Consider the following 26,525-nt stretch of genomic DNA (forward strand, 5'->3'; position numbering starts at 1 on the left):
GGCCACCGGGGGCTACTCCTCGTGCCCGCCCCGGCCGGTGGCCAGGGCCCTGACGGCTGCGGCGAAGGCGTCGCCGCGCTCGTTGTAGTTGGCGAACATGTCCATCGAGGCGCACGCCGGGGCCAGCAGGACGGTGTCCCCCGGCCGGGCGAGTCGTGCCGCCTCGTGGACCGCCGCCGTCATCGCCCCAGTGTCGGTCCGGTCGAGGTCCACGACCGGCACATCCGGGGCGTGTCGCGCCAGCGCGTCGGCGAGGAGCCGCCGGTCGGCCCCGATGAGGACGACGCCCCGCAGGCGCGCGGCGGCGCCGCGGGCGAGGTCGTCGAAGGTGGCGCCCTTGGCGAGCCCGCCCGCGATCCACACGGCCGACGGGTAGGCGGCCAGGGACGCCTCGGCGGCGTGCGTGTTGGTCGCCTTGGAGTCGTCCACCCAGGAGACGCCGTCGATGTCCGCGACGTGCTCGATGCGGTGGGGGTCGGGACGGAAGGCGCGCAGGCCGTCGCGGACGGCGCGGGGCGGGACGCCGTACGCGCGTGCCAGCGCGGCGGCGGCCAGGGCGTTCGCGACGTTGTGGGGCGCGGCGGGCAGGGGTGATCCCGGGTCGATGTCGGCGACCGTGGCGAGTTCCTGGGCGCGCTCGCGCCGGTCGTCGAGGAAGGCGCGGTCCACGAGGATGCCGTCCACGACGCCGAACTGCGAGACGTCGGGCGTGCCGAGGGTGAAGCCGATGGCGCGGGCGCCCTCGGCGACGTCGGCCTCGCGCACCAGGGCCTCGGTGGCGGGGTCGGCCGCGTTGTAGACGCAGGCGACCGCGTTGCCCTCGTAGACGCGGCCCTTGTCGGCGGCGTACGCGGCCATGGAGCCGTGCCAGTCGAGGTGGTCGGGCGCGAGGTTGAGGACGGCCGCGGAGTGGGCGCGTACGGAGGGGGCCCAGTGCAGCTGGTAGCTGGACAGCTCGACGGCCAGCACGTCGTACGGCGGGTCGGCGCGGACGACGTCCAGGAGGGGCGTGCCGATGTTGCCGACGGCGGCCGTGCGCAGGCCAGCGGCGCCGAGGATGGCGGCGAGCATGCGCACGGTCGTGGTCTTGCCGTTGGTGCCGGTGACGGCCAGCCAGGGCGCGGCGCCCGGGCCGCGCAGCCGCCAGGCGATCTCGACGTCGCCGACGACCTCGACCCCGGCCGCCGCGGCGGCGGCGAACAGCGCGCTGTCCGGCCGCCAGCCGGGCGAGGTGACGACCAGGTCGGTCGCCTTCGGCAGGGTGTCGCCGTCCCCGGGCCGCGTCTCGATGCCCTCGGCGGCCAGTTCGGCGGCGCGTGCGCGCTGCCGGGGGCCCGTGCCGCCGTCCACGACGGTGACGAGGGCGCCGAGCCCGGCCAGGGCGCGGGCGGCGCTGACGCCGCTCACGCCGAGCCCGGCCACGGTGATCCGCTGTCCGGAGAACTCGCTCACCAGTCCGCCACCCATGTGCCGTAGAAGATGCCGATGCCCACGATGACGCACATGCCCTGGATGATCCAGAAGCGGACGACGACCAGGACCTCGCTCCAGCCCTTCAGCTCGAAGTGGTGCTGGAGCGGCGCCATCTTGAAGACGCGGCGGCCGGTCGTGCGGAAGGAGCTGACCTGGATGACGACCGACATGGTGATGAGGACGAACAGGCCGCCCAGGATGGCCACCAGCAGCTGCGTGCGGGAGACGATCGCGAGACCGGCCAGCGCGCCGCCGAGGGCGAGGGAGCCGGTGTCGCCCATGAAGATCTTGGCCGGTGACGTGTTCCACCACAGGAAGCCGAAGAGGGCGCCCATCAGGGCGGCGGCGACCACGGCGGCGTCGAGCGGGTCGCGTACCTCGTAACAGGCGGCGCCCGCGGTGAGGAACTCGGAGCAGGTCTGGCCGTACTGCCAGACGCCGATGAAGACGTAGGCGCCGAAGACCATGACGGACGCGCCGGTGGCGAGGCCGTCCAGACCGTCCGTCAGGTTCACGCCGTTCGACATCGCCAGGACCATGAACAGCGCCCAGACGACGAACAGCACCGGGCCGATCGACCAGGAGAAGTCCTGGGTGAACGACAGGTGGGTCGAGGCCGGGGTGAGGCCGCGGGAGTCCGCGAAGTTCAGCGAGAGGATCGCGAAGGCGACGCCGACGGTGAACTGGCCGAGCATCTTCGCCCCGGCGCGCAGGCCGAGGCTGCGGCGGCGGACGATCTTGATGTAGTCGTCGAGGAAGCCGACGAGGCCCATGCCCGCCATCAGGAAGAGCACCAGGAGGCCGGAGATCGACGGCGGTTCGCCGGTGGCCAGCTTGGTGACGGCGTAGGCGATGAGCGTGGCCAGGATGAAGGCGATGCCGCCCATCGTCGGGGTGCCGCGCTTGCTGTGGTGGTCGCGCGGGCCGTCGTCCCGGATGTACTGGCCGTACCCCTTACGGGCGAGCAGCTTGATCAGCAGCGGCGTGCCGGCCAGGGTCAGGAAGAGGCCGATCGCGCCGGAGAAGAGGATCTGCCTCATCGGGCGGCGACCTCGCCCTCGGAACCGGTGCCTGCGGCACCGCCGTTCGTCCCCGCGTCGTCCAGCAGGCCCTGGGCGACGCGTTCGAGCGCGGCGGCCCTGGACGCCTTCACCAGCACGACATCTCCCGGCCTCAGCTCACCGCGCAGCAGCTCCACCGCTGCCCGAGCGTCGGACACGTGCACCGACTCCTCACCCCACGAACCCTCGTTCTTGGCGCCCATGTCCAGCCAGGCGGCCTCCCGGCCGCCCACGGACACGAGCTTGCTGACGTTGAGCCGGACGGCGAGCCGTCCGACCGCGTCGTGTTCGGCGAACGCGTCGTCGCCCAGCTCGGCCATCGGGCCGAGCACCGCCCAGGTACGGCCCCCCCTGTCCTTCACGGCCCCGCCCATCGCCGCGAGCGTGCGCAGCGCGGCCCGCATCGAGTCGGGGTTGGCGTTGTACGCGTCGTTGACGATCGTCACGCCGTCGGGACGCTCGGTGACCTCCATGCGCCAGCGGGAGAGCGGGCCCGCGGCGGAGAGTGTTTCGGCGATCGCCTCCGCGGACATGCCTACCTCATGCGCAACAGCCGCCGCGGCAAGCGCGTTCGACACGTGGTGCTCACCGTACAGCCGCATCGTGACGTCGGCGTACCCGGTGGGGGTGCGCAGGCGGAACGCCGGTGTGCCCGCGTCCGTCAGCCGTACGTCCTCGGCGCGGACCGCCGCGTCGTCGGCCTGGCCGAACAGGACGACGCGCGCCGCGGTGCGCGCGGCCATGGCGCGCACGAGCGGGTCGTCGGCGTTGAGCACGGCGACGCCGCCCTCGGCGGCCGGCGGCAGGGCCTCGACCAGTTCGCCCTTGGCGCGCGCGATGGTCTCCTTGTCGCCGAACTCGCCGATGTGGGCGGTCCCGACGTTCAGCACGGCGCCGATGCGCGGCGGGGTGAGCCGCGTGAGGTCACGGATGTGGCCGACGCCGCGCGCGCCCATCTCCAGCACGAGATGGCGGGTGGACTCCTCGGTGCGCAGCGCGGTGAGCGGCAGCCCGATCTCGTTGTTGAACGAGCCGGGCGTCCAGACCGTGGGGCCCTCGGTGCGCAGCAGTTGGGCGATGAGGTCCTTGGTGCTGGTCTTGCCCGCGGAGCCGGTGAGGGCGACGACGGTGGGCGCGAGGGTCGCCACGACGTGCCGCGCCAGCGCGCTGAGCGCCGCGACGACGTCGTCCACGACGACGGCGGGCACGCCGACCGGGCGCGTGGCCAGGACGACGGCGGCGCCCGCGGCGATCGCGCGCTCCGCGTAGTCGTGGCCGTCCACGCGCTCGCCCGGGAGGGCGGCGAAGAGGGAGCCTGGCTCGACGAGCCGGGAGTCGATGACGACGGGCCCGGTGATGCGGGGTGGCGGCTCCGGTATGTCGTGCGGCTCTCCCCGCACGACCTTGATGAGCTCAGCTACGGGAAGGGGGATCACTTCAGCGGGCCTCGCCTGGCGTCGGGATCTTGGGGTGCATGCGAGCTGCGGCGCCCGATGGCGGCGCGCAGCTCCACTCGGTCGTCGAAGGGCCGGATGACTCCGGCGATGTCCTGACCCTGCTCGTGGCCCTTGCCCGCGACCAGGACGGTGTCGCCCGGCTCGGCGCGTGCCACGGCGGCGGCGATGGCCGCCGCGCGGTCCTCCTCGACGAGGACGGTCCCGCGTTCGTGCGCGGGGACCTCGGCGGCGCCCGCCAGCATGGCGGCCAGGATCGCGAGGGGGTCCTCGGAGCGGGGGTTGTCCGAGGTCAGGACGGCGGTGTCGGCCAGGCGGGCGAGTGCCGCGCCCATGCCGGGGCGTTTGTGCGGGTCGCGGTCGCCACCGCAGCCGAGGACGGCGTGGAGGCTGCCCTCGGTGACCTTGCGCAGGGCCTGGAGGACGGACTCCACGGCGTCGGGCTTGTGCGCGTAGTCCACGACGGCGAGGTACGGCTGGCCCGCGTCCACGCGTTCGAGGCGGCCGGGGACGCCGGGGACGGCGGCGATGCCCTCGGCGGCGACCGCCGGGTCGATCCCGGCGGCGGCGCAGGCGGCGACGGCGGCGAGGGCGTTGGCGACGTTGAAGGCGCCGGGCAGCGGCGCGGCGGCCTTGATCCTGGCGCCGTCGGGGGCGACCACGGTGAAGGTCGAGCCGAGCGGGCCCGCGGTGACGTCCTCGGCGCGCCAGTCGGCGTCCGGGTGGCCCTCGGCCGAGAAGGTGGTGACGGGGAACTCCGGGGACGCCGCCTCGGCGGCGAGGCGGCGGCCGTAGGGGTCGTCCAGGTTGACGACGCCGCGGCGGGAGCGTGCGGGCGTGAACAGCTGGGCCTTCGCGAGGAAGTAGTCCTCCATGTCGCGGTGGTAGTCCAGGTGTTCGGGCGAGAGGTTGAGGAAGACGCCGACGTCGAAGACGCAGCCGTCCACGCGGCCCATGACCAGGGCGTGGCTGGAGACCTCCATGGCGACGGCGCGGGCGCCGCGTTCGCGCATGACGGCGAACAGGGCCTGGAGGTCGGTGGCCTCGGGGGTGGTGCGGACCGACTTGACGCGCTCGTCGCCGATGCGGGTCTCGACGGTGCCGATGAGGCCGGTGGGGGCGGCCTCCGGCGTCTCGTCGGCGCGGGCGGCCTCGGCGGCGGCGCGCTGGAGCGCGCCCTCGACGAGGTAGCTGGTGGTGGTCTTGCCCGAGGTGCCGGTGATGCCGATCTGGAGCAGGTCGCGCCCGGGGTGGCCGTAGATCTCGGCGGCGAGGGCGCCGAGGTGGGCGCGCGGCTCGGCGACGGTGAGGACGGGCAGGCCGGACGCGGCGGCGCGCTCCGCCCCGCTCGGGTCCGCGAGGACGGCCGCCGCACCGAGGCTCGCGGCCTGGTGGGCGAAGTCGGCGCCGTGGAAGCGGGCGCCGGGGAGCGCGGCGTACAGGTCGCCGGGGACGACGGCGCGGGAGTCGTGCGTGATGCCGGTGACCGTGCGGTCGGCGTCGGCGTCCTGGGGGGCGTCCGTGCCCAGGAGGGCGGCCAGTTCCGCGAGGGGCACGGGCCGCACGTGCCGCGGGCGGAGCGCCGGCGGAGTTCGATCAGCGTGGGGCACGGCGGTGAGCGTACCCGCCGTGGTGGGCGTGGGGCGAAACGAGCTGAACGGGGCCGACCCGTCGGTGATGGTTCTCACGTGCCTGGTGCTCCGCTCGTCTGTCGCTGCGTCGGGTCGCGTCCCCTGGCGGCCTCGCCGGGTCGTCCGCTCGGTCATTCGTCAGGATCGAACGTGGTGGGCAGGCCCGCGAACGGGTCGCCGGTCGGGGGCACCCGCAGCGCGGCCAGCGAGAACTGCATGACCTCGTTGAAGATCGGCCCGCAGACCTCGCTGCCCGTGTAGGCGCCCTCGGTCGGATTCTGGACGACGCAGTAGACGGTGACGCGCGGATCGTCGGCCGGGGCGAAGCCCGCGAAGGACGACGTGTAGCCCCGGTAGACGCCCGTTTCCGGGTCCACGCGGTTCGCGGTGCCGGTCTTCCCCGCGACGCGGTAGCCGGGGATCTGGGCGGCGTGTCCCGTGCCGTCGGGGCTGGCCACGACGGTCTCCAGCATCTCCGTGAGCTGATGCGCCGTGTCTTCGCCGATGACGCGGGTCCGTTCGGGTGACGGGGCGGGCTCGCGGCGTCCGTCGGGGCCGGTCGTGGCGCGGACGAGCGTGGGGGCGACGCGTTCGCCGCCGTTGGCGACCGTGGAGTAGACCGAGGCGGCCTGGACGGCGTTCACCGACAGGCCCTGGCCGAAGGGGATCGTGTACTGCTGCGAGGCGTTCCAGTCCTCGGGCGGGGCCAGGATGCCGGAGGTCTCGCCGGGGAAGCCGAGGCCGGTGGGACGGCCGAAGCCGAAGGCGCTCAGGTAGTCGTGGAGCACCCGATTGGCCTCCGGCTGGGTGTCGCCCAGCTGTTCGGCGGCGAGGATGGTGCCGATGTTGCTGGAGTGGGCGAGGACACCGGCGAGGGTGAGGTACAGCGTCTCGTGCTCCACGTGGTCGCCGAACTGGCGGTCGGCGCGTGGCAGCCGGTTGGGGACCGTCACATGGGTGTCGGGCGTGGCGGCCTCCTCCTCAAGGACCGCCGCCATGGTGATGACCTTGCTGGTGGAGCCGAGTTCGAAGGCGTCCTCCAGCGCGGCGTTGCCGAGGTTGGCCGGGTCGGCGTTCGCGATGTCGTTCGGGTCGAAGCCAGGGGCCCCTGCCAGGGCGAGCAGTTCGCCGGTGACGGTGTCCTGGACGACGACGTAGCCGCCGTCCGCCTCGCTGGCCTCGACCTGTTCCGTGATGGCCTGCTGGGCGGCCCACTGGATGTCGCGGTCGAGGGTGAGCTCGACGTCGATGCCGGGGACCGCCGGTTCCTCGCGCTCGCCCGCGGTGGGCACGCGGCGTCCGCCGGAGCGCGCGTAGAACTCGCTGCCGTCCTCGCCGGCCAGCTGACCGTCCAGCTGCGCCTCCAGGCCGCCGCTGCCGACCCCCTCGCTGTTGACGAAGCCGAGGACGGGGGCGGCGAGCAGGTCGTTGGGGTAGACGCGCTTGGCGTGCTCGACGGCGAAGACGCCGGAGAGGACCTGGACGCCGGTGCCCTTGTCGGCCTGCTCGGCGAGGTTGGCGCGCAGGTCCCTGATCTGGTTCCAGACCTGCGGGGTCCGCTGGCGGGCCAGGAGGGCGTAGCGGGTGTCGTCCTGGCTCAGCAGGTCGGTCAGCTCCTGCTGGTCGCGCTCCAGGATGGGCGCGAGGAGCGCGGCGGCCTGCTCGGGCGCGTCGGGGACGCCGGTCTCCTCCTCGGAGAACAGCAGCGGGTCGGCGGTGATGTCGTACGCGTCCACGGTGGTGGCGAGCGCGGTGCCGTTCCGGTCGGTGATGTCGCCGCGGCGCGCGGTGATGGTCTCCTCGACGTAGCGGTTGACGGCGGCCTGCTGCGCGTACGACGAGGCGCCGATGGCCTGCACCTGGAAGAGGCGCACGGAGAAGGCGACCATGATCAGCGTCAGTCCGAGGCCGACGAGCCGCAGGCGTGGCCGGTGGTTGCCGAGCCGCAGCCCCGGGTCGTTCTTGCGCGGCGCGCGGGGGCGCGGGGGGCGGGGCGCGGTCATGGGGTCGGCCCTTCTCCGTCGTCGGATGGCGCGGGGGCGGTGGACGCGGAGGGTGAGGCCGCGGCGTCGGGTGCGGGCGGGGGCGCCGCGCCGGGGGCCGACCGGCCGGTGACGGTGTCGGCGCCCGGCGGGGGCGGGTCGGCGGCGGGGTCGCCCGTCGGCGCGTCGGCGGCGTCCGGCGCGTCCTCGTCCGCCGCCGCCTCGTCGTCCTCGGCGGGGGCCGTCGGGGTGGGGCTCGGCGCCGGTTCCGGGTCGGTCTCGCCGAGGAGCGTGCCGTCCTCCGCCAGGAAGGCGGGCGGGCCGGCGGGCACCATGCCCAGCTCGCGTGCGCGTTCTGCGAGGGCGTCGGGCGCGGAATAGCCGTCCACCTCTGCTTGGAGCTCCTGCTGTTCGTCCGTCAGGTCACGCGTCTCGCGGCGCAGCTCGCTCAGCGCGAACGAGCCTTCGTTCAGCGACGCGTTGAGCAGCAGCAGGCCGAGCATGCCGGAGCCGAGGAGCAGGACGACGAGGAGGACGAAGGGCGTGCGGGCGGCCGACGAGGAGCCGCGTGGGACGAGACCGGCCAGCCGGAGCAGCCGGGTCTGGCCCTGGCCTTCGGCGCGCTGGCGCGGCATGTCAGACCGCCTCCCGGACGCGCTCCGCCGCCCGCAGGCGGGCCGGGGCGGCGCGGCTGTTGTCCGCCAGCTCCTCGGCGGACGGCTGCTCGGCGCCGCGGGTCAGCAGCCGCAGGCGCGGCTGGTACTGCTCGGGGACGACGGGCAGGCCGGGCGGCGCGGTGCCGGTCGCGCCCTCGGCCAGGGTGCGCTTCACGAGCCGGTCCTCCAGGGAGTGATAGGACAGGACGGCGATCCGGCCGCCGACGGCGAGGGCGCCGATCGCGGCGGGCAGCGCCCGCTCCAGCACGGACAGCTCGCCGTTGACCTCGATGCGCAGGGCCTGGAACGTGCGTTTGGCGGGGTTGCCGCCGGTGCGTTTGGCGGCCTGCGGCAGGGCGTCGCGGATGAGGGTGACGAGCCGCGCGCTGCCCGTGAGGGGTTCGCGGGCCCGTTCCCTGACGACGGCTTCGACGATCTTGCGGGCGAACTTCTCCTCGCCGTAGGCGCGCAGGATGCGGACCAGCTCGCCCGGCGGGTAGGTGTTGAGGACGTCGGCGGCGCTCGGCCCCGTCGTCTGGTCCATGCGCATGTCGAGCGGCGCGTCCTGGGAGTAGGCGAAGCCGCGGTCGGCCTCGTCCAGCTGCATGGAGGAGACGCCGAGGTCGAACAGCACGCCCGCCACCCGGGTGACGCCCAGTCGGGCGAGAGCGGAGGGCAGCTGGTCGTACACGGCGTGCACGAGTGTCGCCCGGTCGCCGTACGGCGCGAGCCGCTGCCCGGCGAGCCGCAGCGCCTCGGTGTCGCGGTCGAGGGCGACGAGGCGGACGTCGGGGAAGGTGTCGAGCAACGCCTCGCTGTGGCCGCCGAGCCCGAGGGTGCAGTCCACGACGACGGCGTCGGGGCGGCGCAGCGCGGGGGCCAGCAGGTCCAGGCAGCGGTGGAGCATGACGGGGCGGTGCCTGGCTTCCGGGGGCCGGTCGTTGCTGGTCGTCATGCGCCTTCCGAACGGGGAGGGGAGATCGGGTGACGGCGGGGACGCCCACGGCCCGGCGCGGTTCCGCGGCGCCGTACGGCGGACTCCGCGGGGCCCCTCGGGAGGGGGTGGGACAGGCGACGGACGCACGTCTCCCCGGTGCGCGTCACACTAGCCCACCTGTTTCCGCGGTCAATCACTGCGGTTGATCGTGTGGGGCGTTTCGGGACGCGCCTGTGACCCTCATCACCTCTCTGGAGGAGACGGGGTGCGGGCTCGCGTACTACCTTCACGGATATGTCTCATACGGTCACAGACGAGCTGGTCGAGGCCAACCGCGGCTACGCGGAACGCTTCACCGCGCCGCTCCCCAGCCCTCGCCCCGCCCGCAGAACGGCGATCGTCGCGTGCATGGACGCCCGGCTCGACCTGCACGCGGCCCTGGGTCTCGACCTGGGCGACTGCCACACGATCCGCAACGCGGGCGGCGTCATCACGGACGACGTGATCCGCTCCCTGACGATCAGCCAGCGTCGCCTCGGCACCCGTTCGGTCGTGCTGATCCACCACACGCAGTGCGGCCTGGAAACGCTCACGGAGGACTTCAGGTACGAACTGGAGCACGAGGTCGGGCAGCGTCCGGCGTGGCCGGTGGACTCGTTCAGCGACGTGGACCAGGACGTACGCCAGTCCCTGGCCCGGGTGCGCACCTCCCCCTTCCTCCTCCACACTGAGGACGTACGCGGCTTCGTGTTCGACGTGACGACGGGTCTGCTCCGCGAGATCGACGGCGCGGAGGACACCGCGCGGTGACGTCGGTCGCCGTTGTGTGAACAATGCTGGGGGGCGGCGACCGGCCGGTGCCGATGCGGCGCGGGGCGGCCGGGGTGGCCCGTACGGATGCGCCGAGCCGGGCTCGGGGCATGGTTCATGGGCCGAGGAGGGCCGCTTGACGACCTATGAGGAGCAGGACAGGCTCAGCGATCTGAGCGCCACCGCGGAGCGGGTACGCCGCGCGGTGGAGAGTGTGATCGAGGGCAAGCCGGAGGTCGTCCGGCTCTCGCTGACGGTTCTGCTCGCGGGCGGACACCTCCTGCTGGAGGACGTGCCCGGCGTCGGCAAGACGATGCTGGCGAAGGCGCTGGCGCGGTCGATCGACTGCTCGATGCAGCGCATCCAGTTCACGCCCGACCTGCTGCCGTCGGACATCACCGGCGTCAGCATCTACGACCAGAACCGCAAGGAGTTCGAGTTCAAGCCGGGGGCGGTCTTCGCGCAGATCGTCATCGGCGACGAGATCAACCGCGCCTCGCCGAAGACGCAGTCGGCGCTCCTGGAGGCCATGGAGGAGCGGCAGGTCACGGCGGACGGGCACACGTACGAGCTGCCGGAGCCGTTCATGGTCATCGCCACGCAGAACCCCGTGGAGATGGAGGGCACCTACCCGCTGCCGGAGGCGCAGCGCGACCGCTTCATGGCGCGCGTGTCCGTCGGCTACCCGGGGCCCGACGCCGAGATGCGGATGCTGGCCTCGCACGGCGGGACGTCGCCGCTCGACGCCCTGAAGCCCGCCGCCCACGCGCAGGACGTGACGCGGCTGATCTCCCTGGTGCGGGACGTGCACGTCTCCGAGGCCGTGCGCCGCTACGTGGTGGACCTCGCCGCGGCGACCCGCACCCACCCCGAGCTGCGGCTCGGCGCGTCGCCGCGCGCGACGCTGCACCTGCTGCGGGCGGCGCGGGCCGCGGCGGCGCTGGCGGGGCGGGGCTTCGTGCTGCCGGACGACGTGCAGCAGCTCGCCGTCCCCGTCCTGGCGCACCGGCTGCTGCCGACCGCCCAGGCGCAGCTGAACCGGCAGAGCACGGGCGACCTCGTGTACGACATCCTGCGCCGCACGCCCGTGCCTGACGCCTACGCGGCCCAGCCGCAGGCGCGGGGCTACTGATGGCCGCGCCCGTGGCAGCCGGTACGGGCGTGGACGAACGGGAGTCGCTGCGCGCCGCGTTCGGCGGGCTGACGACACGTGGCCGGTCGTTCGTGGCCGCCGGTGGCGCCGCGACGCTGTGCTCGTACGCGCTGGGGCAGCCCGACCTGCTGCGCGTGGGCGTACTGCTGGCCGTGCTGCCGCTGCTGTGCGTCCTGGTGCTGCACGGCACGCGCAGCCGCGTCACGGCGACGCGGCGTCTGACGCCGGAGCGCGTCCCGGCGGGTGGCGACGCGCGGGTGCACCTGCGCGTGGAGAACGTGGGGCGGCTCCCGAGCGGCCTGCTGCTGCTCCAGGACCGCGTGCCGTACATGCTGGGGCCCCGGCCGCGGTTCGTGCTGGACAGGATCGAGCCGGGCGGGCGCCGCGAGGTGACGTACCGGGTGCGGTCCGACATGCGGGGCCGCTATCCGCTCGGCCCGCTGGAGCTGCGGCTCACCGACCCGTTCGGCATGGCGGAGCTGAGCCGCTCCTTCAGCACGTCGGACACGATGACGGTGCTGCCGTACGTCGAGCCGCTGCCGCCCGCCCGTCTCGGCGGGAACGCGAACGGCGCGGGGGACGGCGCGCGGCGCGGTCTCGCCGCGGTCGGCGAGGACGACATCATCCCGCGCGACTACCGGCACGGGGACGACCTGCGGCGGGTCCACTGGCGTTCGACCGCGCACCGCGGCGCGCTCATGGTGCGGCGCGAGGAACAGCCGCGGCGGACGCAGTGCACCGTGCTGCTGGACACGCGCCGGTCGGCGTACCTGGGCGCAGGGCCCGAATCGGCGTTCGAGCGGGCGGTGTCGGGTGCGGCGTCGATGGTGCGGCACCTGGCGGACCAGGGGTACGAGGTGCGGCTACTCACCGACACGGGGCTGGTCGTGCCCCGTCCCGGCGCGGAGCCGGGCGACGTGCTGGAGCGGGTGGGCGTGATGATGGACGTGCTCGCCGGGGTGGAGCCGTCGGCGGGCGAGTCCCTGGAGGCGGCGGAGCAGGTGCTGCGGCCGTCGGACAGCGGGCTCGTCGTCGCCTTCACGGGGGCGCTGGACGACGCGCGCAGCGCCGCGCTCGGGCGTCTGCGGCCCCGGCAGGGGGCGGCGCTCGCCTTCGTGGTGGGCGGTCAGCGGGACGCGGCGGCAGAGGCGCGGCAGCTGGCCGCCGTGCGGGCGGCGGGCTGGGCGGCGCAGCTGCTCGGGGCCGGTGTGCCGCTGGGGCACGCCTGGCAGCAGGCGGCGTCGGAGCAGTCGGGCGACGCGGCGGGACGGTACGGATGACCGGGGCGGACGCGCGGGGACACGCGGGGGGATGGCACTGATGGACAGCAGGGTGCGGACGGCGTGCGCCGCCTGGGTGGCGACGATGGCGGCGGCTGTCGCGCTGCTGCCGCTGATCGACGGCTCGGACTGGTTCGCGCAGGCGGCGCTGCTGCTGGCGGCGCAGACGGCCACCGGGATGATCAGCCGCGCCGTGGGCGCGCCGGGGCCGGTGACGTTCGCGGCGCAGCTGGCCGTCTCCCTGATCGTGCTCACCCTGGTGTCGGCGCCCGACTTCGCGCCGGGCGGCTTCGTGCCGAGCCCGGGGGCGCTCGGCGAGCTGGGGCGTCTGCTGACGGCGGGGGCCGAGGACATCGGGCGCTACACGGCCCCGGCGCCCGAGACCGACGGCATCAGGCTGATGGTCTTCGCGGGCGTCCTGCTCATCGGGCTGATGGTGGACGTTCTCGCGGTGACCGTGCGCGGCGCGGCGGCGGCGGGACTGCCGCTGCTCGCGCTGTACTCGGTGGCGGCCGGGGTGGGCGGCGACGACGCGGGCTGGCCTTACTTCCTCGCGGCGGCGGCGGGTTACCTCGTGCTGCTGCTGGCGGACGGCAGGGACCGCGCGGAGCGGTGGGGGCGGGTCTTCGGCGCCCCGGGGCAGGACCCGTCCGCGGCGCGGCCCGGCCGGGCGCCGCGACTGCGGGCCGGGCGGCGGATCGGCGTGCTGACGCTGGGGGTGGCGGTCGCGGTGCCCGCGCTGCTGCCGTCGCTCGGCTCGGGGCTGCTGGACCTGACGGGTGAGTCGGGCCGGGGCTCGGAGCGGAGCGGGAACCGGGCGTCCACCTCGCTCGACCCGGTGGTGGCCCTGGAGCAGCAGCTGAACCAGCCGCAGGACAGCCCGGTGCTGTACTACCGGACGACGAGCCCCGAGGCGTCCGAGATGTACCTGCGGATGGTGGCGCTGGACGAGTTCGACGGGGAGCGGTGGACGTCGTCCGAGTGGACGGAGCCGTCCGCGCCCGACCCGCCGTGGGACGTGCCCGGGCTCGGGCCCGAGGTCCCGGTGACCCGGGTGGCCACCGAGATACAGGCGGCCGAGTCGTACTTCCAGACGTCGCTGCCCGTCCCGTATCCGGCGCAGTCGATCGAGGCGGAGGGCGACTGGAGCTTCGACCGGGGGTCGCAGACGCTCACGGCGGGCGGCGCCGACCTGTCCACGCGGGGGCTCGGGTACTCGGTGGAGCACCTGCTGGTGGAGCCGACCGCGGCGCAGCTGGCGCAGGCCCCGCCCGCGCCCGAGGACCTGCGCGAGTACTACACGCGCCTGCCGGACGGTCTGCCGGAGGAGGTCGCGGCGCAGGCCGCCGAGGTGACCGCGGGTGCGGGCGACGACCTGGAGCGCGCCGTCGCCCTCCAGGACTGGTTCACGCAGGACGGCGGCTTCCGGTACGACACCTCGGTGACGTCGGGCAGCGGCACGGAGGCGATCGTCGCGTTCCTGCGCGAGCGGGAGGGCTTCTGCGTCCACTTCGCCTTCACCATGGCGACGATGGCGCGCACCCTCGGCATCCCGGCGCAGGTGGCGGTGGGCTTCACGCCGGGCACGCGGCTGGCCGACGACACGTACGAGGTGAGCGTGCACAACGCGCACGCCTGGCCCGAGCTGTACTTCGACGGTGTCGGCTGGGTCCGCTTCGAGCCGACGCCCGGCCAGGGCAACAGCCCCGCGTACACGCGTCCCGAGGCGGAGCGTGATCCGGCCGGGCGCGAGGAGCGGGAGCCCGAGGAGCGGGAGAGCCCCGAGGCCGTGCCGTCCGCCTCGGCCGACGTGCCGCAGGGGTGCGCGCCGGGCTCGTCGCTGCCCGACTGCCCGACCGAGCAGCCGAGGACGCCGGAGAGCGCGCGGGACGCGGCGGGCTTCTCCGGCTGGCCGCTGCTGTGGACGGGCGGCGGGCTGCTGCTGGCCGCCGCGCTGGTGAGTCCGCTGCTGTGGCGGCGCCGGGTGCGCGGGCGGCGTCTCGGCCCCGACGCGGGCCCGCTGGGCGCCTGGCAGGAACTCACGGACAGCGCATGGGACTTCGGGATCACGCCCGCGCCCTCGGAGACGCCGCGGGCGGCGGCGGCGCGGATCGTGCGGGTGGCGTCGCTGACCGGGGAACCGGCCGCGGCCGTCCACCGCGTGGCCGACGCCGTGGAGCGCGAGCTGTACGCACCCGCGGCGGACCGTGGGCGGGCGGGGCGGCTCGCGGAGGACGTGCGGACGGCGCGGCGCGGACTACGGGCCGACGCGGGGCGGTGGCGGCGACTCCGGGCGACGCTCGCCCCACATTCCTCCATTCGGGTGATTCACCGGTGGTCCGCACGGCGTGTCGCGCTCGCTCACCGGCTGCGTACGGCGCTGCGGCGGCTGCTGCCCCGGCGGCCTCGCGGCCACGGCGCCTGAGCGGCGCGGGCGCGTACCGCCGCCCTCTCCCCCACGCCGGACGGTGCGGGGAGAGGGCGGCGGGCATCGTCGGGGAACGCCGCAGGGCCGCCCCTGGGCGGGGGCGGCCCTGCGGTCGGACAGGCGGGCGGAACTCAGCCCTCGCGCTCGTCGCGACGGCGCTGCCAGCGGTCCTCGATCCGGTTCATCATCGACCGGCGCTGCTTCTGCCTGGCCGACTGGCCGCGTCCCGCGCCGCCGCCCTGCGAGGCGGTGGCGGCCTGGGGCGTCCTGCGCCAGCCGGTGACGGCGACGACGGCACAGCCGAGCATGATCAGGAAGCCGACCACGCTGAGCCACACCTGCTGCGCGACCATGCCTCCCATGAGGAGGCCGATCCCCACGACGAACCCGGCGATCGCCTGGTAGACGCGCCGGCGGGTGAACGTGCGCAGCTCGTTGCCCTCAAGCGTTGTCGCGAATTTGGGATCTTCGGCGTACAGCGCGCGCTCCATCTGTTCGAGCATGCGCTGCTCGTGGTCCGAGAGCGGCACGGAGTCCTCCTACTCGTCGGTCGCGGTGGCGACCCGATCCGACCCTTCAAGGATAGGCAGGGATGTCTCCCTGTGAAACCCACCCCTGTACGCCAGTTTCGCCCACAACAGCTTGCCTCCCGGACCCTGCGGGGCGGTGGACATCTCCTTCCCCCGCCGTCGCCTGGTCATGCCGGGTGGCTCGTCTTCGATGATACGAGGAGTGGGGCCCTGAGTTCTCCTTGTGGGCCGCCGCGGACGGCGAGGAGGTGGAGCTGACCGGCGATCGCCTGGAACGCGGGGAGCGCCGCCGCCTCGGCCTCCAGGCGCGCGAGCTGCGCCAGCGCGTCAGGCCCGGTGTCCACCAGGGCGCCGGGCACGAGATCGGCGAACACCCGCACGCCCTGCGTGCCCAGGACGGCGAGCCCGGCGCCGTCCGCGAGGGCGGTCAGCCGGTCGGGGGTGAAGCGGTGCGGCACGGGGTCGGCGTCGCCCCAGCGTCCGGCCGGGTCCTCCAGGGCGCGGCGCGCCTCGGTGAACCGGCCCGCCAGCGCGCGGGAGAGGACGGCGCCGCCGAGACCGGCCGCGAGGAGGCTGAGGACGCCGCCGTCGGGGCGCAGGGCGCGCGCCACCGCGCGCAGCCCGGCGGCGGGATCGTCCAGGTACTCCAGCACGCCGTGGCACAGGACCATGTCGAACGTCACATCGCCCAGGACGTCGTGGAGGTCCTGGGTGTCGCCCTGGACGCCGCGCACGCGGTCGGCGACGCCCTTCTCCGCGGCCCGTCTGCCGAGCGCGAACAGCGCGTCCGGGCTGGGATCGACGACCGTCACGCGGTGGCCGAGTGCGGCCAGCGGAACGGCGAAACTGCCGCTGCCGCCACCGGTGTCCAGCACGTCGAGCACCGGGCGGCCGGTACGCTCCGACAGGTCCGCGAGCACCTGCCGCAGCGCGTCCCTGACCACGTCGGTGCGCAGCGCGGTGCGGGAGCCGGACGCCGCCGGCCCCCGGGTGTCACGGACAGGCGGCTCTGGCGGCATTGCGGACGGCTCCTTGGCTTGCGGCGCGGCGCTGCGTCGGCCGCGCCATGCGGTGGGCTGCCCCAGCCTACTGGGCCCCCGGACGGGCGCCGCCGTCCCCTTCTCCCCCACCCCTGGCCTCCCGATCTCCCCCGTCCCCTGCCTCCCGCGCGAGCGGCAGCCGCACGGTGCGCGCCCGCGCGCCGGGGAAGAGCGCCTCGTCCACGAGACGGACGAAGAAGCCCGCCGCGCGGCGCAGCTCGTCCGCGTCCTGGCGTCCGGCGACGCCCCGCACACCGGCGTCTATGCGGGCCCTGCGGTCGGCGCTCCCGGCGAACAGGACGCTCCACTCCGCCAGCTCGGGCGCTATCTCCGGCAGCACCTCCCACACGCTGCGGATGCGGCGGCGGGCGCGCTCGGTGGACCCCGGGCGGCCCCGGACGGCGATGAGGGCCGCGGCGGCGCGCAGCGCGGCGAGATGGGCGGCGACGTACGCCTCGCCCGGGTCGGTCAGGACGGCCGCCTCGTCGAGGCGTCGCTCGGCCTGGGTGAGCAGGTCGTGTGCCGCGGCGGGCACGGGTGCCTTCCGCGGCAGGGCGTGGACGTCGATCGGCAGTCCGGTCATGACGAGCCTCCAGTCAGTCGTCACTCAACGGTCCATCTGCCGACATGGTGACCTATGGGTCTGACAATCCGTCCGAGGAAGCTCTGAGCAGGTGCAAACGGGGGATCGGGGAGGAGGAGAATCGGCCCATGACACGCACCAGCAACCCGCGCGGGGCCACCAGGCAGCGGCTCTACGACGCGGCGGTCGCGCTCATCGCCGAGCAGGGCTTCACCGCGACGACGGTGGAGCAGATCGCCGAGCGGGCCGGAGTCGCCAAGGGCACCGTCTACTACAACTTCGGCGGGAAGAGCGAGCTGTTCGACCAGCTGCTGCGCAGCGGCCTCGGGCCGCTCACGGCCGCGCTGCGCGAGGCGGCGGACGCCGCCAGGTCGCGGGGCGGCGGCGCGATGGACGCGCTGGCCGCCATGGCGCGCGCCGGTCTCGCGTCGATCGCGGGCCGCACCGACTTCACCCGCCTCCTCGTCGCCGAGCTGTGGCGGACGAACCGGCCGTGGTACCCGACGCTGGCCGCGGCCAGACGCGAGGTGGTGGACGTCGTGGCGGACGTGCTCCAGGAGGGCGTCAAGGCGGGCGAGCTGCGGGAGTCGCTGGACGTGGAGCTGACGGCGGGCTCCCTGCTGGGGCTCGTGGTGACGGGCGGGCTGGACTGGCGGACGTTCCACCCGGGCCGCTCGCTGGACGAGGTGCACGAGGCGCTGGCGGCGCCCCTGCGCGGACGGCTCGTCGTGGCCCCCGCCTGACGGGCCGGGCCCGCGGGCCGGGCAGCGCCGCGGCGCGTACCGCCGCCCCGTGTCGGCGGTACGGCCACGGGCCTCCCCCGGCCGCGCGGCGCGGCTTTGCGGACGTGTGCTTCCCCGTCCCCCGTGCCGCCCCCCTCTCCCTACCCGCGCCTGGCGGGCTCAACAGTCCGCGGGGCGACGGGTAATGTCCTGGCCATGGCACGGATCGTGGTGGTCGGCGCAGGTATGGGCGCCATGGCCTCCGCCGCCAGGCTGGCCGTCGCAGGCCACCGGGTGACGGTGGTGGAGCGCGGCAGGACGCACGGCGGCGCGGTGGGGCGGTGGGAGCGCGACGGATTCGCGTTCGACACCGGTCCTGGACTCCTGCACCTGCCCGCCGTCTGGCGGGACCTGTTCGTGAAGACCGGGAGGAAGGAGCTGGCCGAGTCCGTCGCGCTGACGCGGATCGACCCGCTGACCGAGCACCGGTTCGCCGACGGCACGGTGGCGCGGCTCCCGGCGCCGCGCGGCGGCGCCGTGCAGGCGCTGGACGACGCGCTCGGCGCGGGGGCGGGCGAACGCTGGGCCGACCTCCTCGGCCGCGCGCGGAGCACCTGGGAGACGACGCGCCGCCCGCTCGTGGAGGAGCCCCGCATCGCCGGGGAGCCGACCGCCGTCCTCGGCCAGGACCCGTACCCCGCCAAGCCGCGCGGCCTGCTGCGCCGCAGGGCCTCCGCGACGCTGGCCGACCTGGCGGACGCCGAGCTGCGCGACCCGCGGCTCGCCGCCGTCCTGACGGGCACGGTGCGGGAGTACGGCTGCGACCCGGCGCGGGCGCCCGCGAGCGCCGCCGTGCTCGCCTACCTGGAGCAGACGTTCGGCCTGTGGTACGCGGCGGGCGGCATGCGGGCGCTGGCCGACGCGGTGCGCGCGCGCTGCGAGGAGCGGCGGGTGGAGTTCCGCTTCGGTGTCGCGGCCACGCGCGTCCTGACCAGGGACGGACGGGCGGGCGGCGTCGAGCTGGCGGACGGCGGCGTGGTGGAGGCCGACACGGTGGTGTGGGGCGCCCCGGGCCTCGGCGCGCTCCCCGGGGAGGGCACGGGCCGGTTCACGCTCTTCGCCGCGCTGCGCGGCGCCCGCCCCCCGGGGACGCCCCACCGGACGCTGCTGCACACCGCCCCCACGGGCGGCGGCGACCGTACGGCCCTGGGCGCGACGACCGTACGCGTGCTGCGTCCCGACGACCCCGCGTCACGGCCGGACGACGCGCACGAGGCGGTCACGCTCTCCGCGCCCGCGCCGTTGCAGGGGACGGGCCCGGGCCGGGTGGACTGGACGGCGCCGGGGACGGCCGACGCCTACGCGCGGGCGCTCCTCGACGCCGCCGACACGGCAGGTCTCGGGCTGCGCGCGCGGCTGCTGTGGCAGCACGCCCACACCCCCGCCGACGTCGAGCGGGACACCGGCGTGCCCGGCGGTCTCGTCCCCGTCCCCGCGCTGGCGGGCGCGGACGGCGCGTTCCTCGCCGCGCCGAACACCGGGCGGCTGCCCGGCGCGTACCGGGTGGGCGGCCTGGCCCACCCGGGGGGCGGGCTGGCACACGCGGGGATGTCCGGCGCGATGGCGGCGGGGCTCATCGTGGAGGGCCCGGACTGGCAGGGCTCGGCGTGAGGTGCGGCCTGAACGCCGCCTGAGCGCCGCACCCTGCGGTCAGGAACGGTGCTGGTCGTTGTCCGAGTAGTAGTAGCCCTGCCCCGAGGAGTCGTACCCGTTCCCCGTGGGGTACGACGCGTCCTGCTGCGCGGCCGGGTAGCCGTACTCCGTCTCGTCGGCGCCCTGCTGCGCGCTGTCGCGCTGCTGCGGCACCCACACGCCGCCCGGCGGGGTCTCCTGGTAGTACTGCCCGGCGGTCTGCCACTGCCCCGAGGACGGCCCACCGTCCTCCGTCCAGCCGCCCTGGGCCGCGTAGTCCCCGCCGTACTGCGCGGCGTAGGGGTCGGGGGCCTGCTGGTGGGCGCCGGACTGGTCCTGGTAGGCGGTGGCGGGGTCGAGGTACGGGTCCTGGTACGCGGCGTAGTTCTCGCCGGTGTCGTGGACGTCGTAGACGGTGCTGGGCGCGTCGTAGTCGGGGGTGGCGGGGGCGTAGCCGCCCAGGTACGGGTCGCCGTACGGCGTGTCGGCGGCGCCCGCGTATATCTCCTCGCCCGACGGGCCGGGGGCGGCGTGCCCCTCCTCGTCGTCGGCGGGGACACGGGCCTGGAGCTGGGTGCTGTCCGCGTCGCCGTAGCCGTCGTCCGGCGCGTCGGCATAGGCGTGCGCCACCTGCGGGACGCCGTCCACGGGGGTGGCGTCCGGCGGGGGCGTGTCACCGCCGTCCGCGTCGGGGACCGGTTCCATGGGACGCACGGCGCGCCGCCGCCTGCTGGTGCCCGGCCTGCCGCCGAGCGCCCAGCCGGTCGAGAAGCCCCGCCGGAAGGAGAGGGTGACGAACGTCTGCCCCACGGCGAAGGCGATGGTGCCCAGGGCGATCACGGGGACGGAGCGGAACACACCGCCGAGGACGACGAGCAGGAAGCCGCAGAAGGCGAGCAGCCGCCACCGCAGCCGCGCCTTGTACTGGAGAAGGACCTCGCCGAGCAGCCAGAGCGCCACCACTCCGAACGCGATGTAGAGGACCGGCCAGCCCATGTACGCCCTTTCTCAGCAGGGCCTCAGGTCCGCCGGTGCAGCCCGAGGTTCTTGTAGACGTCCAGCGTCGCCGTGGAGTGGAGCGTCGTGTTGAGCGTGACGAAGTGCAGTCCTGGGATGTCCTCGTCCATCAGCCGCGCGCACAACTCCGTGGCGAATTCGATCCCGACCGAGCGTACAGCCAACGGATCGTCTTTGACGGCGAGGATGCGTCTTTCCAACTCAGGGGGGAACGTCGCGTTGCTGAGCTGCTTGAACCGCTCGATCTGCCGCACGTTGGCGATCGGCATGATCTCCGGGATGATCGGGGTCGCGCAGCCCGCCGCGGCCACCCGGTCGCGCAGTCTGAGGTAGTCCTCCGGGTCGAAGAACATCTGGGTGAGCGCGAAGTCGGCGCCCGCGCGGCACTTGTCCACGAAGTGCCGGACGTCCGTGTCCCAGTCCGTGGAGCGGGGGTGCATCTCGGGGAAGGCGGCGACGCCCACGCAGAAGTCGCCCGACTCCTTGATGAGCCGCACGAGTTCGGCCGCGTACCGGACGCCCTCGGGGTGCGCGGTCCACTCCCCCATCGGGTCGCCCGGCGGATCGCCGCGCAGCGCCAGCATGTTGCGGATGCCGCCCGCCGCGTACTGGCCCACGATGTTGCGCAGTTCGCCGATCGAGTGGTTGACGGCGGTGAGGTGGGCGACCGGCGTCAGGGTGGTCTCGGTGGCGATGCGCTCGGTGGCGCGGACCGTGCGCTCGCGGGAGGAGCCCCCGGCGCCGTAGGTCACGGAGACGAACGTGGGGGCGACCGCCTCGACGCGGCGGATCGCGTTCCAGAGCGTCCGTTCGCCCTGCTCGGTACGCGGCGGGGTGAACTCGAAGGAGTACGAGCGGGTCCCCGCGGCGAGCAGGTCGCGCACGGTCCTCGCACGGTCCGCGGACGTGCTGGGCATTCCTAGGGCCATGCCTGCCAGGCTACCCAGGGCGCCCGCGCCGCGTCCGCCGCTGTCCGGCGACCGGACAGGGGACGGCCGGGGGCGTGGCGCACACCGGGACGGACCGGGTCACAGCGGGTGCGCGCGCAGCCGTGCGGCCAGGTCGGAGGCGGCGGCGCCGGGGTCGTCGGCCTCGGTGAGCGCGCGGACGACGACGACGCGGCGCGCACCGGCGTCCAGGACCTCGTCCAGGGTGTCGGCGTCGATGCCGCCGATGGCGAACCAGGGCAGCGCGGGCGCCCGCGACGCCGCGTGGCGGACGAGGGACAGCCCGGCGGCGGGGCGGCCGGGCTTCGTCGGGGTGGGCCAGCAGGGGCCTACGCAGAAGTAGTCGGTGCCGGGGGCGGCCAGCGCGGCGTCCACCTGGGCGGGGGTGTGCGTGGAGCGGCCTATGAGGACGCGGTCGCCGAGGAGGGCGCGGGCGGCGGGCACGGGCAGGTCGCCCTGGCCGAGGTGGAGGACGTCGGCGCCCGCCGCGTGCGCGACGTCGGCACGGTCGTTGACCGCGAGCAGCTTCCCGTGGCGGCGGCACGCGTCGGCGAGGACCGCGAGGTGCTCCAGTTCCTCGGCCGCCTCCATGCCCTTGTCGCGCAGCTGCACGACGTCCACGCCGCCGCCGAGCACGGCGTCAAGGAACTCCGGCAGGTCGCCCTGCCGCTTTCTGGCGTCGGTGCACAGGTAGAGCCGGGCGTCGGCGAGCATGCGGGGATTCCCTCTGGGGTGCGGGTGCGCTGGGCGTCGGGGAGCCGCCGACGGGGCGGTGGTCGCCGCCCCGTCGGCGGGCGGGTTGTCGGGCGGGTGCAGGTGTCGGGCCCCGCCTACGGGCGGGTCACACGGCGAGCGCCTGGGCCCGGCGCTTCACCTCCGTCCCGCGGTTCTCCCGCAGCGCCTGCGCGGGCGTGCCCGGCAGGGTGTCGTCCGGCGTGAACAGCCACTCCAGCATCTCCTCGTCCGAGAAGCCGTCGTCACGGAGCAGCGTGAGGGTGCCGGACAGTCCCCTGGCGATCCGGTCGCCGTCGAGGAAGGTGGCGGGCACCTGGAGGACACGGTTCTCGCCCCGGCGCACGGCGATCAGCTGGCCCTCCTTGACCAGCTGGCGCACGCGGGTCACCTCCACGCCGAGCTGTTCGGCGATGTCGGGGAGGGTGAGCCACTCGGGGACGAGAGCATCGGTCTTGGCATCAATCTCGGTCACACCCCCAGCGTGCCATCTCCCACCGACAGACGTCAGCGGGGAGCCCCCCGGCGGGGGACGGAGGTGCCGCGCGTCACGCCGCGGCGCAGGCGTTCAGCGCCCGGCCGGGGTCGGCGGCGAGGGCCGGGTCCAGGCGGGTGCCGCGGGTGATCAGGCGGCGGCCCTGGGCGAGGTCGCGGGGCCGGTCCACGGCCAGGACGGCCGTCGGCGTGCCGTCGGGGCGCAGCCACAGGACGGACCAGGCACGGTCGCCCGCCGCCTGGTCGCCGCGCCGCACCGGCGTGTCGGACGCGGCGTGCCGTCCGGCGTACTGCACGTAGCGGTCGAACTGCTCCGACCAGAAGTACGGCACCGGGTCGTGGACGGCCGGCGCCGTGCCGAGGATGTCGGCGACGGCGGTGCGGGCGCCGGTCAGGGCGTTGTCCCAGTGGTGGATGAGCAGGCGCCGCCCGTAGCGGGCCGAGGGGAAGGAGGCGCAGTCGCCGACCGCGTGGACGCCGGGCACACCGGCGCGCAGCGAGGCGTCGGCGGCGACCGAGCCGTCGTCGGCGAGCGGGATGCCCGAGCCGCGCAGCCAGCCGGTGGCCGGGCGTGAGCCGACGCCGACGAGCACGGCGTCGGCGCCGAGGACGGTGCCGTCCGCCAGCTCCACCTCGCCGTCCCTGACGCCGGTGACCGCGCGGCCGGTGAGGAGCGTGACGCCCGCCTCGGCGTACCAGGCGCGCATGGGCTCGGTGACCTCGGGCGGCAGGGCGCCCGCGAGCACGTGGTGGGCCGCCTCGACGACGGTGACCGGGCTGCCCGCCCTGGCCGCCGCCGTGGCGGCCTCGGCGCCGATCCAGCCCGCGCCGACCGCGACGACGCTGCCCTTGGCCTCCAGCACGGGCCGCAGCCTGCGGGCGTCGTCGAGGGTGCGCAGCACGTGGACGCCGGGGACGCCCGCGGCGCCGGGGAGCGTGACGGCGTCGGCACCGGTGGCGAGGACCAGTTCGTCGTACTCCAGCGTCCCCGCGTCGGTGTCGAGCCGGTGCTCGTCGGGGGACAGGCCCGTGGCGGTGCGGCCGAGGTGCGTCTCGACGCCGAGGGCGGCGAGGTCCACGTCGAGCGTGGACCCCTCCGCCGTGCCGAGGAGGACGGACTTGGACAGCGGCGGGCGGTCGTAGGGGGCGTGGGGTTCCGCGCCGACGAGGACGACGCGGCCGTCCCAGCCCTGTCCGCGCAGTTCGACGGCGGTCTGCACCCCGGCCAGTCCCGCGCCGGCGATCACGGCGGTTCGCTTCGTCACGCGCGCCAGCCTACGAGGGCCGCGACCGGCGTTCCAACGGCAAGGGTATAAAGGGCGGTGTGACCACGGATCAGCGCGCCCAGTCCAGGCCCGTCACGCTGGAGCACGTGGCGCGCGAGGCGGGGGTGTCGCGGGCGACCGTGTCGCGGGTGATCAACGGCGAGGCGACCGTCGATCCCCGGCTGCGCAAGCTCGTCGAGGAGGCGATCACGCGGACGCGGTACGTCCCCAACCGGGCGGCGCGTTCGCTGGTGACGCGGCGCACGGACTCGGTGGCGCTCGTCGTGTCCGAGCAGGAGAAGCGGGACGTGTCGGGCCCGTTCGTCGGGCGGATCTTCACCGACCCCTACTTCGGCCGCGTCGCGGGCGGGCTGCTCGACGTGCTGCGCCCGCGCGGCGTGCAGGTCGTGCTGATGCTGACGGACGACGAGCCGTCGCGCGCGCAGTTGCTCGGCTATCTCCAGCAGGGGCACGTGGACGGCGTCGTGCTGATCTCGTCGCACGCGGCCGACCCGCTGCCGGGGATGCTGTCGGGGACGACGCTGCCCGCCGTGCTGGCCGGGCGTCCCCCGGCGCCGACGGCGGCGGGGCTGACCTCGGTGGACTCCGACCAGGTGGCCGGGGCGCGGCTGGCGGCCGACCGGCTGGTGGCGATCGGCAGGCGGCGGCTCGGGACGGTCGCGGGGCCGCAGGACATGCCGGTGGCGCAGGAGCGGCTGGCGGGTTTCCGCGCGGCGCTGGACGCGCACGGGGTGCGCGAGGTGGCCGTGGCGGAGGGGGACTTCACGCAGGCGAGCGGCGCCGAGGGCGTCAGGGCGCTGCTGGAGCGGCGGCCGGATCTCGACGGGGTGTTCGTCGCGTCCGACCTGATGGCGCTCGGCGCGGTGACGATGCTGCACCGGCTGGGTAGGCGGGTGCCGGAGGACGTCGCGGTGGTGGGCTTCGACGACAGCAGTTCGGCGCTGGCGTCGGACCCGCCGCTGACGACGGTGCGGCAGCCCGTGGAGGAGATGGCCGCCGAGATGGCCCGGCTCCTGCTGCGGCAGATCGCGCGGGGCGGGGACGGCGGGGCGGCCGGACACCCGTTGTCCCCGGTCCTCTTCAGGCCGACCCTGGTGGTGCGCGGCAGCGCGTGACGCGGCGTGGGGCCGGGTCACGCGCCGCCGGGCCGGGGTCGGCCGGTGGTTCACCGTTCCCGTCGGCTCAGGGGGAGCCGAGCCGGACGGGAACGGGGCGGATCACTGGTACACGCGGACGTAGTCCACCACCATGCGCTGCGGGAAGACGGTGGAGCCGTCCGGCGGACCGGGCCAGTCGCCGCCGACCGCGGTGTTGAGGATGATGAAGAAGTCGTGGTCGAAGACCCAGGGGCCGACCGTCCGCTCCAGTTCCTCACGGTCCACGGTGTGGATCACCTGGTCGTCCACGGTGAAGACCATGCCCTGGCTGTCCCACTCGACGGCGTAGGTGTGGAACGCCGCGCCCGCCGGGGTGGACAGTTCGAACGACGAGCCGTAGCCGCCGCCACCGTTGTACGCCGGGGCGTGCAGGGTGGAGTGGACGGTGTTGGGCTCGGAGCCTATGTGCTCCATGATGTCGATCTCACCGGTGTAGGGCCACGGGCGGCCCTCGCTGTAGAAGTCCGAGCCGAGCATCCAGAACGCGGGCCACATGCCGCGTGTGGTGGCGGTCTGGATACGGGCCTCGACACGGCCGTAGGTGAAGTCGAACTTGCCGTAGGTGTTCATCCGGCCCGAGGTGTACTGGCAGGTGGTGCTGCCGCTCAGCGGGTCGGCCGGGCAGGACGAGCCGGGCGTCTCCTGGCGGCGGGACTCGATGACGAGGTTCCCGTTGCCGTCCAGGAGCGTGTTCTCGTTGTCCGTGTACATCTGGAGCTCGTTGTTGCGCCCGTTGCCCGGGTCGGAGGTCCACTTGGTCTGGTCGGGGATGCTGCCCGCCGGGCCCTCGAACTCGTCGCTCCACACGAGGGTCGGCGGGTCGGCCGGGTCGGGCGGCGACGGCGGCGGGGTCTCCGGCGCGCCGCCGGTGCCCCACACCTGGAACTCCCACAGCGAGTAGCCGTAGGGGCCCGAGCGCTCCGTGCCGTACATGCGCACGTAGCGGCCGGTGCCGCTGACGTCCAGCGTCTCCTTGAAGCCGGCGCCGGTGGTGGTCTCGTAGATCGAGGTCCAGTTGACGTTGTCGTCGGAGACCTGGATCTGGTACGAGCGGGCGTTCGCCGGGTCCCACTGGAGGACGACGCGGCTGATCTCGGCGGTCGCGCCGAGGTCCACGGAGATCCAGCCGGGATCGACCCAGCCGGTCTCGGACGAGGTGGCCCAGCGGCTGGCGGGGTCGTTGTCGAACGCGCGGGCCGGGGTGCACTCCCAACAGTTCCCGTCGCTCTGCGACGTGGAGGCCTGTCCCGGCTTGTTGTACGACAGCAGGACCTCGTCGGCGGCTGCCGAGGAGGGCCCTGCGAGGGCGACGAGGCTGACGACCGACGCGAAGGCGGCCGTGAGCGCGCCGGTGACCCGGCCTCTGCGCCGTCTGGGGCGCGACTCGGTGAGGTGCATGGTGGTGCTGTTCCTTTCCCGTGGGGGATGTGGGGGTGGTGGGGGTAGGGCGGCTGTGGGG

Annotated in this window: 23 protein-coding genes; 7 read left to right on the forward strand and 16 right to left on the reverse strand. The window is 74.9% G+C overall.

The window, feature by feature from the left end; genetic code table 11:
* Positions 1-12: 12 nt before the first annotated feature.
* The 7 genes from murD to rsmH all read right to left on the reverse strand — a co-directional run bounded on the left by murD (position 13) and on the right by rsmH (position 9,212).
* A complete protein-coding gene (murD, locus tag IF27_RS24045) occupies positions 13-1,452 on the reverse strand; it encodes a UDP-N-acetylmuramoyl-L-alanine--D-glutamate ligase (RefSeq protein ID WP_223291189.1) in 1,440 nt (479 codons plus the stop codon).
* Positions 1,449-2,513: a phospho-N-acetylmuramoyl-pentapeptide-transferase gene (gene mraY, locus IF27_RS24050; RefSeq protein ID WP_052851826.1), complete on the reverse strand. Its 1,065-nt coding sequence runs from the start codon at positions 2,511-2,513 to the stop codon at positions 1,449-1,451. Before mraY ends, murD begins: the two co-directional genes overlap by 4 nt.
* Positions 2,510-3,970 (reverse strand): UDP-N-acetylmuramoyl-tripeptide--D-alanyl-D-alanine ligase, encoded by a 1,461-nt coding sequence (locus IF27_RS24055; RefSeq protein WP_052851827.1) that lies wholly within the window; start codon positions 3,968-3,970, stop codon positions 2,510-2,512. Before IF27_RS24055 ends, mraY begins: the two co-directional genes overlap by 4 nt.
* On the reverse strand, positions 3,967-5,676 hold the full coding sequence (locus IF27_RS24060; RefSeq protein WP_052851828.1) for a UDP-N-acetylmuramoyl-L-alanyl-D-glutamate--2,6-diaminopimelate ligase: 1,710 nt from the start codon (positions 5,674-5,676) through the stop codon (positions 3,967-3,969). The genes IF27_RS24055 and IF27_RS24060 overlap by 4 nt, the downstream gene beginning before the upstream one ends.
* Positions 5,677-5,750: 74 nt before the next feature.
* Positions 5,751-7,622, reverse strand: coding sequence for a peptidoglycan D,D-transpeptidase FtsI family protein (locus IF27_RS24065; RefSeq protein WP_052851829.1), 1,872 nt, complete (start codon positions 7,620-7,622; stop codon positions 5,751-5,753).
* A complete protein-coding gene (gene ftsL / locus IF27_RS24070) occupies positions 7,619-8,236 on the reverse strand; it encodes a cell division protein FtsL (protein ID WP_052851830.1) in 618 nt (205 codons plus the stop codon). Before ftsL ends, IF27_RS24065 begins: the two co-directional genes overlap by 4 nt.
* Position 8,237: 1 nt before the next feature.
* On the reverse strand, positions 8,238-9,212 hold the full coding sequence (gene rsmH / locus IF27_RS24075) for a 16S rRNA (cytosine(1402)-N(4))-methyltransferase RsmH (protein ID WP_052851831.1): 975 nt from the start codon (positions 9,210-9,212) through the stop codon (positions 8,238-8,240).
* A 276-nt stretch (positions 9,213-9,488) separates the two neighbouring features.
* On the opposite strand from rsmH, the gene IF27_RS24080 reads away from it, so the two are divergent.
* The 4 genes from IF27_RS24080 to IF27_RS24095 all read left to right on the forward strand — a co-directional run bounded on the left by IF27_RS24080 (position 9,489) and on the right by IF27_RS24095 (position 14,862).
* A complete protein-coding gene (locus IF27_RS24080) occupies positions 9,489-10,004 on the forward strand; it encodes a beta-class carbonic anhydrase (RefSeq protein ID WP_052851832.1) in 516 nt (171 codons plus the stop codon).
* A 136-nt stretch (positions 10,005-10,140) separates the two neighbouring features.
* Positions 10,141-11,136, forward strand: coding sequence for an AAA family ATPase (locus tag IF27_RS24085; protein ID WP_052851833.1), 996 nt, complete (start codon positions 10,141-10,143; stop codon positions 11,134-11,136).
* Entirely contained in the window at positions 11,136-12,437 is a 1,302-nt protein-coding gene (locus IF27_RS24090; RefSeq protein WP_052851834.1) for a DUF58 domain-containing protein, read from the forward strand. Before IF27_RS24085 ends, IF27_RS24090 begins: the two co-directional genes overlap by 1 nt.
* 40 nt (positions 12,438-12,477) lie before the next feature.
* Positions 12,478-14,862, forward strand: coding sequence for a transglutaminase TgpA family protein (locus IF27_RS24095; RefSeq protein WP_110946205.1), 2,385 nt, complete (start codon positions 12,478-12,480; stop codon positions 14,860-14,862).
* Between the two features lie 134 nt (positions 14,863-14,996).
* Here the strand turns inward: IF27_RS24095 and IF27_RS24100 are convergent, their stop codons facing one another.
* From IF27_RS24100 to IF27_RS24110, 3 genes are all read right to left on the reverse strand, one after another.
* Complete coding sequence (locus IF27_RS24100) at positions 14,997-15,395, reverse strand: DUF3040 domain-containing protein (protein WP_052851836.1); 399 nt, start codon at positions 15,393-15,395, stop codon at positions 14,997-14,999.
* A gap of 167 nt (positions 15,396-15,562) precedes the next feature.
* Complete coding sequence (locus IF27_RS24105) at positions 15,563-16,414, reverse strand: methyltransferase (RefSeq protein WP_052851837.1); 852 nt, start codon at positions 16,412-16,414, stop codon at positions 15,563-15,565.
* A 67-nt stretch (positions 16,415-16,481) separates the two neighbouring features.
* Positions 16,482-17,018, reverse strand: coding sequence for an SAV_6107 family HEPN domain-containing protein (locus tag IF27_RS24110; RefSeq protein ID WP_052851838.1), 537 nt, complete (start codon positions 17,016-17,018; stop codon positions 16,482-16,484).
* 128 nt (positions 17,019-17,146) lie between these two features.
* Here IF27_RS24110 and IF27_RS24115 point away from each other — a divergent pair, with 128 nt between their 5' ends.
* Both IF27_RS24115 and IF27_RS24120 read left to right on the forward strand, forming a co-directional pair.
* Complete coding sequence (locus tag IF27_RS24115) at positions 17,147-17,761, forward strand: TetR/AcrR family transcriptional regulator (RefSeq protein ID WP_052851839.1); 615 nt, start codon at positions 17,147-17,149, stop codon at positions 17,759-17,761.
* Between the two features lie 195 nt (positions 17,762-17,956).
* Positions 17,957-19,411, forward strand: a complete 1,455-nt coding sequence (locus IF27_RS24120; protein ID WP_052851840.1) for a phytoene desaturase family protein — start codon at positions 17,957-17,959, stop codon at positions 19,409-19,411.
* Between the two features lie 39 nt (positions 19,412-19,450).
* Here the strand turns inward: IF27_RS24120 and IF27_RS24125 are convergent, their stop codons facing one another.
* The 5 genes from IF27_RS24125 to IF27_RS24145 all read right to left on the reverse strand — a co-directional run bounded on the left by IF27_RS24125 (position 19,451) and on the right by IF27_RS24145 (position 23,897).
* Positions 19,451-20,428, reverse strand: coding sequence for a hypothetical protein (locus tag IF27_RS24125; RefSeq protein WP_052851841.1), 978 nt, complete (start codon positions 20,426-20,428; stop codon positions 19,451-19,453).
* Positions 20,429-20,451: 23 nt separating this feature from the next.
* Positions 20,452-21,378 (reverse strand): methylenetetrahydrofolate reductase [NAD(P)H], encoded by a 927-nt coding sequence (metF, locus tag IF27_RS24130; RefSeq protein ID WP_052851842.1) that lies wholly within the window; start codon positions 21,376-21,378, stop codon positions 20,452-20,454.
* 99 nt (positions 21,379-21,477) lie between these two features.
* Complete coding sequence (thiE, locus tag IF27_RS24135) at positions 21,478-22,110, reverse strand: thiamine phosphate synthase (RefSeq protein WP_052851843.1); 633 nt, start codon at positions 22,108-22,110, stop codon at positions 21,478-21,480.
* 127 nt (positions 22,111-22,237) lie between these two features.
* Complete coding sequence (locus IF27_RS24140; protein WP_052851844.1) at positions 22,238-22,603, reverse strand: Rv2175c family DNA-binding protein; 366 nt, start codon at positions 22,601-22,603, stop codon at positions 22,238-22,240.
* A 73-nt stretch (positions 22,604-22,676) separates the two neighbouring features.
* Positions 22,677-23,897 (reverse strand): NAD(P)/FAD-dependent oxidoreductase, encoded by a 1,221-nt coding sequence (locus IF27_RS24145; RefSeq protein ID WP_052851845.1) that lies wholly within the window; start codon positions 23,895-23,897, stop codon positions 22,677-22,679.
* Positions 23,898-23,947: 50 nt separating this feature from the next.
* On the opposite strand from IF27_RS24145, the gene IF27_RS24150 reads away from it, so the two are divergent.
* On the forward strand, positions 23,948-25,024 hold the full coding sequence (locus IF27_RS24150) for a LacI family DNA-binding transcriptional regulator (protein WP_223291192.1): 1,077 nt from the start codon (positions 23,948-23,950) through the stop codon (positions 25,022-25,024).
* 102 nt (positions 25,025-25,126) lie between these two features.
* Here the strand turns inward: IF27_RS24150 and IF27_RS24155 are convergent, their stop codons facing one another.
* Positions 25,127-26,464, reverse strand: a complete 1,338-nt coding sequence (locus IF27_RS24155) for a family 16 glycosylhydrolase (protein WP_052851846.1) — start codon at positions 26,462-26,464, stop codon at positions 25,127-25,129.
* Positions 26,465-26,525 lie beyond the last annotated feature (61 nt).

It is taken from the genome of Streptomyces avicenniae, assembly GCF_000719135.1.
Taxonomy (GTDB): Bacteria; Actinomycetota; Actinomycetes; order Streptomycetales; family Streptomycetaceae; genus Streptomyces; species Streptomyces avicenniae.